Below are 8,265 nucleotides of genomic sequence, written 5' to 3'. Positions count from 1 at the left end.
TTCTTGACTCAAGCATTAATGCAGTACGATCTTCAAAGTTAAGATGATGGTATGACAATTTTATATACTCCATAAACCCTTTAAATTAATTAGGTGGTTTATGTCGCACTTCAAGTTTTACTCTGCCCTCCATTGTTTTCAATTTATCGGATTTCTAAAAACATGAGATATATGTTTCAATAAAAGTTTTTAAGAACTTTATACACCAAATACCAATGCTTCACTTATGATAAAGTGGATTAAAATTGCAGAAAATGGGTAAATCCATAAAAAATGTCAACATCTTCAAATATACAATTGTATTTCAATTTCCGTTGTTTATAGTTGGAACATTTTTTTAAATCTCTACACTCAAGGTTAGATTTATGTCTACTGCTCATAAAAAAGCATCCTTATTGCAAAAAGTCAGTAAAGGACTCACAGTTGGTTCAGTCATTACAGGAAGCACGTTTTTACATGGTCCCCCTGTTTTGGCACTCGGTTTTACCAAGCTGTTTAAAAAATCAAAAAAAGTAGACGAAACCAATATTCAATTGGCCAATAGCTGGATTGGTGTAAACAACCACCTGATTGAAAAGGTGCTGCCAAACCTAAAGTGGGATATGGGTATAGGAAGTTCAACCGCCCTTTTTGGCGAGTCTGGCGGGTAGGAAGCGGCCGCGCAAGCGCCGCTTTGGGCACAGATCGGGCACAGATCGGGGGTTCATGCGTGGGTTTTCGACATCGCGGGGCCACGCAGCGGCTCAGTGCGTAGCCATTTCTCACCGAATCCCGGCACAGGGCCGAGCGCAGCCCTGCGGGGTCGTGGCCGCATCGGATCGGACTCTGGCTTGGCTGCCGGCTGTGTGGCCGGCGCCTCATCACGCGGCGGGCGGCGGGGCGCGCGCTGCGGGCCGGTAGTGCGCTTGCTCCAGCGCGCCGTGTTTCTCGAAGTGGGCGAGGATGGCGCGAATGGCCTTGGGGTCTTCGATGCTGGCGACGATCCGCACCGCGCCGCCGCAGTGGGCGCAGGTGGTGATGTCGATGGAAAAGACCCGCTTGAGCCGTTGCGCCCAGCTCATCGCACGGCGCTTCTGCTCGGGGCTGCGCGGCTCGTCGTGGGCGCTGACGTCCACTGGCGCCGCATCGCCCGCAGGCCGCCTGCCGCGCCCCGAGGGCGTCAGCTGCGCGCGCAGGTTTGCATTCGGGGCGAATACGCCGTGGAAGCGGGTGAGATGCGCGCGTGGCGGCGGGACCAGTGCCGCCAGCTTGGCGATGAAGTCCACCGCATCCCATTCGACATGCGTGGTGCCATTGCGCCACGGCGTCTTGAGCTGGTAACGCACCCTGCCCTGTGGCGAGATCGATAGCCGCTGCTCGCTGATCGCCGGGCGCGTGATGTAGCGGCACAGCTTTTCGAGCTTGTGGCTTTCGTGTGCTTCCGCGGCCACGCCGGCATGCAGCGAGAAGCCGCCGACCTTGCCGGCGTCGCCCTCCAGCGGACCGGCGTCGCCAGGCAGCGTTTGCAGCGTGACGACCTTGCGGCCAGCGTCGCGACCGGTGGCGATGCGGTAGGTCATCGAACTCATCCGCAGCCCATCCATGCCGTCGTCGCTACCCGCGCTGTCGGACAGGAACACGGATTCGTCTTCGCCTTCGAGCCAGCCGCGGCGCGACAGGTGCCGGCACACGCGATGCGCGATGGTGTTGGCCAGTTCCGTCAGTTGCGCCGATGTGGGCGCACGGGTGCGGTGCAGGCGCGGCTTGCGCTGCGGACGCTCGGTGGTGTCCTCGTACACGCCGTCGAGCCACAGCATGTGGAAGTGGATGTTGAGATTCAGCGCGCTGCCGAAGCGCTGGATCAGGGTCACCACGCCGCATTGCGCCGTATCCCGCGGCACGCCGGCCTGATCGGCAAGCCAACCGGCGATCACACGATGCACGATGCCCAGCACCGGGCCGATCGCCTCAGGCTTGCTGGCGAACAGGAAGCGCAACGGGTACGGGAAACTCAGCACCCATTGCCGCACCGGCCGCGGGCCGAACACCTCGTCCACCAGATGCCGCGCCGACTCGGCCATGCGCCGTGCGCCGCAGCTCGGGCACAGCCCGCGCTTCTTGCAGGAATACGCCACCAGCCTCTCGGCACGACAGTGCTCGCAGACCACGCGCAGGAAGCCGTGCTCGAGCACGCCGCAGCGCAGGTAGGTCTCGAACTCCTCGCGCACATACTCGGGCAGCGGGCGGTCTTCGGCCTCAAGACGCGCGATGAAGTCCGGGTAGTGCGCCTGCACTAGCGCGTACAGCAGCGTGCGCTCGGGCAGGTGGCGCGCGTAACGCGCAGCGGCGTGGGCGGCCGGCAGTGGCGCGCACACCTCGGCCTGCCGCCGGGGTGCGGTCAGGCGCGGCACGCAGCGCTCCGTTGCAGGGACGGCTGCTCAGGGTTGCGCCCGCGAGCACGCGTTCATATCGGCGTTTTCTGATCTTCGCGTCAGACATTGCCGCGGGGCGGGTAGGAAGTCTCCCGCCTCGGACGCCAGAACGCACAAAGCCCGGCACGAGGCCGGGCTTTGTGGTCTTGCTTGATGGATCGCGGGGCTTAGAAATCCATGCCGCCCATGCCGCCGCCGGCCGGCATCGCCGGCTCGTCCTTCTTCGGGGCCTCGGCCACCATCGCTTCGGTGGTGATCATCAGGCCCGCGATCGACGCGGCGTTCTGCAGCGCGGTGCGGGTGACCTTGGTCGGGTCCAGGATGCCGAACTCGATCATGTCGCCGAACTCGCCGTTGGCGGCGTTGTAGCCGAACGCACCCGAACCTTCGACCACGCGGTTGAGGATGACCGACGGCTCATCGCCGGCATTGGTCACGATCTCGCGCAGCGGGGCTTCCATCGCGCGCAGGGCGATCTGGATGCCGTGGTTCTGGTCTTCGTTCACGCCCTTGATGCCGGCGATCGCCGCCTTGGCACGGATCAGGGCGACGCCGCCGCCCGGGACGATGCCTTCCTCGACGGCCGCACGGGTCGCGTGCAGGGCGTCTTCGACGCGCGCCTTCTTTTCCTTCATCTCGACTTCGGTGGCGGCACCGACCTTGATCACCGCAACGCCGCCGGCCAGCTTGGCCACGCGCTCCTGCAGCTTCTCGCGGTCGTAGTCGGAGGAGGTCTCCTCGATCTGCGCCTTGATCTGCTTGATGCGCGCCTCGATGCCCGCGCCTTCGCCGGCGCCATCGATGATGGTGGTGTTTTCCTTCGACACCTGGATCTTCTTGGCGCGGCCGAGGTCCTTGATGGTGGCCTTCTCCAGCGACAGGCCGACTTCCTCGGAAATCACCACGCCGCCGGTCAGGATCGCCATGTCTTCCAGCATCGCCTTGCGACGGTCGCCGAAGCCCGGGGCCTTCACCGCGCAGACCTTGACGATGCCGCGGATGGTGTTGACCACCAGGGTCGCCAGCGCTTCGCCTTCGACTTCCTCCGCCACGATCAGCAGCGGCTTGCCGGCCTTGGCCACGCCCTCGAGGACGGGCAGCAGGTCGCGCACGTTGGAGATCTTCTTGTCGTACAGCAGGATGAAGGGATCATCCAGGTCGGCCGACATCGACTGCTGGTTGTTGACGAAGTACGGGCTCAGGTAGCCGCGGTCGAACTGCATGCCCTCGACCACGTCGAGTTCGTTGTCCAGGCCGCTGCCTTCCTCGACCGTGATCACGCCTTCCTTGCCGACCTTGTCCATCGCCTGCGCGATCAGGTCGCCGATGTTGGCATCCGAGTTCGCGGAGATCGCGCCGACCTGGGCGATTTCCTTGCTGGTCGACGACGGCTTGGACAGCGACTTCAGTTCGCCGACCGCGGCCTTCACCGCCTGGTCGATGCCGCGCTTCAGGTCCATCGGGTTCATGCCGGCGGCGACCGCCTTCATGCCCTCGCGGATGAACGCCTGCGCCAGCACGGTGGCGGTGGTGGTGCCGTCGCCGGCGTTGTCGGAGGTCTTGGAAGCGACTTCCTTCACCATCTGCGCGCCCATGTTCTCGAACGCGTCAGCCAGTTCGATTTCCTTGGCGACGGAGACGCCGTCCTTGGTGATGGTCGGCGCGCCGTAGCTCTTCTGCAGCACGACGTTGCGGCCCTTCGGGCCGAGGGTCGCCTTCACGGCGTTGGCGAGCACGTTGACGCCGCGCACCATCTTGGAGCGCGCGTCTTCGCCGAAACGAATGTCCTTGGCAGCCATTGCGAATTACCTCGAAAAATTATTCGGATGAGAAATGTGTGGGAGCGACGCGCGATCAGCCGAGGATCGCGAACAGGTCGTCTTCCTTCACCACCAGCAGCTCGACGCCGTCCAGCTTCACTTCGGTGCCGCTGTACTTGCCGAACAGCACCTTGTCGCCGACCTTGACCTGCGGCGCGCGGACCTGGCCGTTGTCCAGCACCTTGCCGGTGCCGACGGCGACGACTTCGCCCTTGATCGGCTTCTCGGTGGCCGAATCCGGGATCACGATCCCGCCGGCGGACAGCTTCTCTTCTTCCATGCGCTTGATGACCACGCGGTCGTGCAGCGGCTTGATATTGGACATGGCAACCTCGGTAAATGGTTGATTGACGTGGAAAAACCCGGCGATTTTAGCAGTCGCGCGAAGCGAGTGCCAAACCGCGGACAACAGAACCGGGCGAACCCGGCATGCCACCGAGATGGGGCGGGCCCGCCGACTTTCAAGGGCCGCACGCGGATGTCCGCCAGGCCCGCCGGATCGGGGCAGCCGCTACCCTATGCCGGTGAGCGCCCTGATCTGCTTCTGCACCTGTCCCGACGCCGACAGCGCCGAGCGCATCGCCACCGCGCTGGTGGCCGAGCGCCTGGCCGCCTGCGTCAACCTCCTGCCCGGCCTGCGTTCGGTCTATCGCTGGCAACGCAAGGTCGAGGCCGCGGCCGAGGTCCTGCTGCTGGTCAAGACCAGTGCCGAGGCCTACCCCGCCCTGCAGGAACGCCTGCGCCAACTGCATCCCTACGAACTCCCGGAGCTGCTCGCGGTCGAAGCCGCGTCCGGCCTGCCCGAATACCTGCAATGGCTGGCCGCCGAGAGCCGACCGGTAAACTGAGCCAATGACCGCATCCACGATCCGCCTGCGCCGCTGGCTGGCCGGGCTCGCCCTGCTGCTTGCGCTGCCCGCGACCTCGGCCGTCGCCCAGGACTTCGAACTGCCGCCGGTCGACGAGGTCTTCGTCCTGTCCGCGCAGGCCACCGCGCCGGACCGCATCGAGGTGCGCTGGCGGATCGCCGACGGCTATTACCTGTACCGGCACCGCACCTCGGTCAAGGCCGATGCCGCCTTCACCGGCGCGACCATGGCGCTGCCGAAGGGCAAGGCCTACCGCGACGAATTCTTCGGCGACGTCGAAACCTACCGCAAGGAATTGCTCGGCACCCTCACCGGCACGCCCGCGGCCGGCGCGAGCGCGACCACCCTGACCGTGAAGTACCAGGGCTGCGCCGATGCCGGCGTGTGCTACCCGCCGCAGACCCGCACCCTGAAGGTCGCGTTGCCGGGCGAAGCGGGCGCTGGCGGCTTCGGCTGTAAGGCGCGCGGGCTGCATGATTATGTCGTCAAGAACGGCTCTGCCGATCATCCCAACGCCGAGGTGAAATTCGCACTGGGTGATGTGGTCAACACCATGATCGGCTGCACTAATGGTGAAACGATCATGCTGTGCCACGACACCTCGCTGCCGCGCCCCTATTCTCTCGGCTTTCGGGTGCAAGGCACCGAGGGGCTGTGGATGGACGTCAACAAGTCGATCTATCTGGAGGGCAAGAGCCCACAGCCGCACCGCTGGGAGCCTGCCGAGGGCTGGTTTGCGAAATACGATCACCCGCTATGGAAACGCTACGCCGATCTGGCGGCAGGGGCCGGGCATGGCGGGATGGACTGGTTCGTGATCCACGCTTTTGTCGAGGCGCTGAAGGCCAAGGCCCCGATGCCAATCGACATTTACGACGCGCTGGCCTGGAGCGCGATCACGCCTCTGTCGGAACAATCGATTGCTGAGGGCAATCGCACGTTAGATTTTCCCGACTTCACCCGAGGGCAGTGGCGCACCCGCAAGCCGATCTTTGCGCTGAACGACGCCTATTGATCGACGCGATTTAGGCCAAGCGCACCGCAAAGGCGAAATTGGTAATCTTGTCGGTATCCTTGACGCCCGGCGCGCTTTCGACGCCGCTGGAGGTATCGACCAGCGGCGCTCCGGTGCGCGCAATCGCCTCGGCAACATTCGTCGGATTTAGCCCGCCTGCCAGCCCCCACGGCAAGGCACCGCGATATCCGGCCAGCAGCGACCAGTCGAACGCCAACCCCATGCCGCCGGGCAGCGCGCCTTTGGGGGTCTTGGCGTCGAACAAGATCAAGTCCGCCGCCCCGGCATAGGCTGCGGCGCGTGCGACATCGCTGGCGCTGGCGACGGGCAGCGCCTTCCACACCGGCTTGCCAAACCGCGCGCGCAACTGGGCCACGCGTTCGGGCGATTCCGAACCGTGCAGCTGCAGCGCGTTCAGCTTGGCTGCCACCAGTGCGTCGGCGATGACAGCATCATCCGCATCGACGAACAAACCGACCATGGCGATCTGGCCAGCTGCGCGCGATGTCAAAGCGCCCGCGACATTCGACGTAACCGCACGGGGCGACGCTGGATAGAACACCAACCCGGCATAGTCCGCCCGCGCCGCGATGGTCGCATCGAGCGCCTCGGGTGTGCTGATCCCGCAAATCTTGATTTTCGCGGGCATGCGGTCAGTCGGGGTTCTGGATCAGCCGCACCAGCGTGCAGTCGGGATCGATCAGGTAGCCGATCCTCAGGCCGCTCGCCTCCAGTTGCGGAGCTTTGAAGCGCGGCCAGCCGGTGCTTTTTTCCTCGGCTCCCGCCGCGTTCACCAATGCCACCATGGCATCGAGATCATCCAACCGCAGGCAACAGCCGAACGAGCTCGTAGCTGGGTCGAGGTCAGGATAGGGGAAGAATTCGAGCTGCAAACCGCCGCGCTGCAGGATCATCCAGCCGCGATCCTTCCAACTCGTCGCAAAGCCCAGCTTCGCATAAAACGCCTCTGTCACATCGAAATCGCGCGATGGCAGATTGGGGGTGACGTGGTCAGCCATGGCTCAGCGCAGCTTGTCGGCCATGCGGGCCGTATGAGTGATTGCGGCGCGGCTATCGGGGGCGGAATGGCTCATCACGATCATGCTGGCCTTGGGGAACGCCGCACCAAACGCGCGCGCTGACGCGGCGTAGTGCTCAGTGTCGGCATCACCGAGATTGCCGAGCGACTTGGCCTTGCTGTCCTTGATCAGGCAGCCACCAAAAGCGATGTCGGTGCCGTCGATCCCAACGGTGATATTGTCACTGGTGTGGCCGGGGCCGGGGTAAAATACCTTGAGCGGGCCAAAGTTGGGCGCGGTTGCTGGTTCGACCCAGCCATTGGCGGCGAAAGTCAGGCTGTGTTGCGCCGCAACCATCCCCTCTTGCGGGGCAAGCTGGTTCGACAACGCATTGGCATAAGTCGCAATCCCCGCCGCATGCAGCGCGTCCATACCGCCCATCTTGTCCTGATGCGCGTGAGTCACCACCGCCAGCGCGACCGGCAGGTTGATCTCCTGCTTGATCCAGTTGAGGATCTGGGCGGTCTGGTCATCGGTCCAGGCGGTATCGACCACCAGCACGCGGCCGCCATCCCTGACGATCAAACCGTTGGAAGCGACTGCCCCGAAACCCGGCATGTCGAGATAGGAAGTGTGCTGCCAGACATTCGGTGCGAGCTGGCGGAAAACCAGATCGCCAAACCGTTGGTCGCCAGTTTCCATTTGCTGGCCAATCGTCGGGCGGATTTCACCGGGCATGCACCCGCTCAGCATCAATGCAGCGGCTAATGCGGTGCTCAGCTTCGCGACCGGGTGCATAATATTGGGCAATTCCATCAAGTTTTCCTTTTATTCAGCATTAAAAACCCCGCAAATGCGAGGCCTAGTAAATAGATGATCTTAATTTGGTTCACTGTAGCAAAAATATGGGGCGAATTCAAACATGAGGTGCGACAGTTTCAAAAGCCATATGATAATCAACAAGCTGAGCAAATTTCTCTAATGGTGTAAGCCAATCTAACGCCTTTCTAGGACGAGTATTCAGTGACATGGCAACTTGATTTAAATAATGCTGATCTGCCTGATTTAAATCAATCCCTTTAGGTAAATATTGCCTAATTAAACCATTCATATTTTCGCATGTGCCTTTTT

The 8,265-nt window shown here is 62.3% G+C and carries 9 protein-coding genes and 1 pseudogene; 3 read left to right on the top strand and 7 right to left on the bottom strand.

Annotated elements, in window-relative coordinates; all coding sequences use genetic code 11:
- Nucleotides 1–365: 365 nt before the first annotated feature.
- Nucleotides 366–611, top strand: a pseudogene (locus E0D95_RS15405) (acyltransferase); the annotation flags it as partial.
- Nucleotides 612–860: 249 nt separating this feature from the next.
- Here E0D95_RS15405 and E0D95_RS15395 read toward each other — a convergent pair.
- From E0D95_RS15395 to groES, 3 genes are all read right to left on the bottom strand, one after another.
- The gene (locus E0D95_RS15395; RefSeq protein ID WP_032723056.1) at nt 861–2,342 is read right to left on the bottom strand and encodes an IS91-like element ISCR21 family transposase; all 1,482 of its coding nucleotides are present in this window, start codon (nt 2,340–2,342) and stop codon (nt 861–863) included.
- Nucleotides 2,343–2,578: 236 nt separating this feature from the next.
- Nucleotides 2,579–4,210, bottom strand: a complete 1,632-nt coding sequence (groL, locus tag E0D95_RS15390) for a chaperonin GroEL (RefSeq protein WP_065995563.1) — start codon at nt 4,208–4,210, stop codon at nt 2,579–2,581.
- Between the two features lie 55 nt (nt 4,211–4,265).
- The gene (groES, locus tag E0D95_RS15385) at nt 4,266–4,556 is read right to left on the bottom strand and encodes a co-chaperone GroES (protein WP_004201172.1); all 291 of its coding nucleotides are present in this window, start codon (nt 4,554–4,556) and stop codon (nt 4,266–4,268) included.
- Nucleotides 4,557–4,749: 193 nt separating this feature from the next.
- Here groES and cutA point away from each other — a divergent pair, with 193 nt between their 5' ends.
- On the top strand, nt 4,750–5,079 hold the full coding sequence (gene cutA / locus E0D95_RS15380) for a divalent-cation tolerance protein CutA (protein ID WP_004201171.1): 330 nt from the start codon (nt 4,750–4,752) through the stop codon (nt 5,077–5,079).
- A 4-nt stretch (nt 5,080–5,083) separates the two neighbouring features.
- Entirely contained in the window at nt 5,084–6,115 is a 1,032-nt protein-coding gene (locus tag E0D95_RS15375; protein WP_004201169.1) for a protein-disulfide reductase DsbD domain-containing protein, read from the top strand.
- A 10-nt stretch (nt 6,116–6,125) separates the two neighbouring features.
- On the opposite strand, the gene E0D95_RS15370 is transcribed toward E0D95_RS15375, so the two are convergent.
- The 4 genes from E0D95_RS15370 to E0D95_RS15355 all read right to left on the bottom strand — a co-directional run.
- Nucleotides 6,126–6,764 (bottom strand): phosphoribosylanthranilate isomerase, encoded by a 639-nt coding sequence (locus tag E0D95_RS15370; RefSeq protein ID WP_004201168.1) that lies wholly within the window; start codon nt 6,762–6,764, stop codon nt 6,126–6,128.
- Between the two features lie 4 nt (nt 6,765–6,768).
- Nucleotides 6,769–7,134 (bottom strand): bleomycin binding protein Ble-MBL, encoded by a 366-nt coding sequence (ble, locus tag E0D95_RS15365; protein WP_004201167.1) that lies wholly within the window; start codon nt 7,132–7,134, stop codon nt 6,769–6,771.
- 3 nt (nt 7,135–7,137) lie between these two features.
- The gene (locus E0D95_RS15360; protein WP_004201164.1) at nt 7,138–7,950 is read right to left on the bottom strand and encodes a subclass B1 metallo-beta-lactamase NDM-1; all 813 of its coding nucleotides are present in this window, start codon (nt 7,948–7,950) and stop codon (nt 7,138–7,140) included.
- Nucleotides 7,951–8,050: 100 nt separating this feature from the next.
- A partial coding sequence (locus E0D95_RS15355; RefSeq protein ID WP_005139060.1) for a hypothetical protein occupies nt 8,051–8,265 on the bottom strand: 215 nt, incomplete at its 5' end.

Source organism: Acinetobacter ihumii (assembly GCF_900625095.1).
Lineage (GTDB): Bacteria > Pseudomonadota > Gammaproteobacteria > Pseudomonadales > Moraxellaceae > Acinetobacter > Acinetobacter ihumii.
Note: the sequence above shows the minus strand (reverse complement) of the source record. Positions and strands in the feature narration are given on the sequence as shown.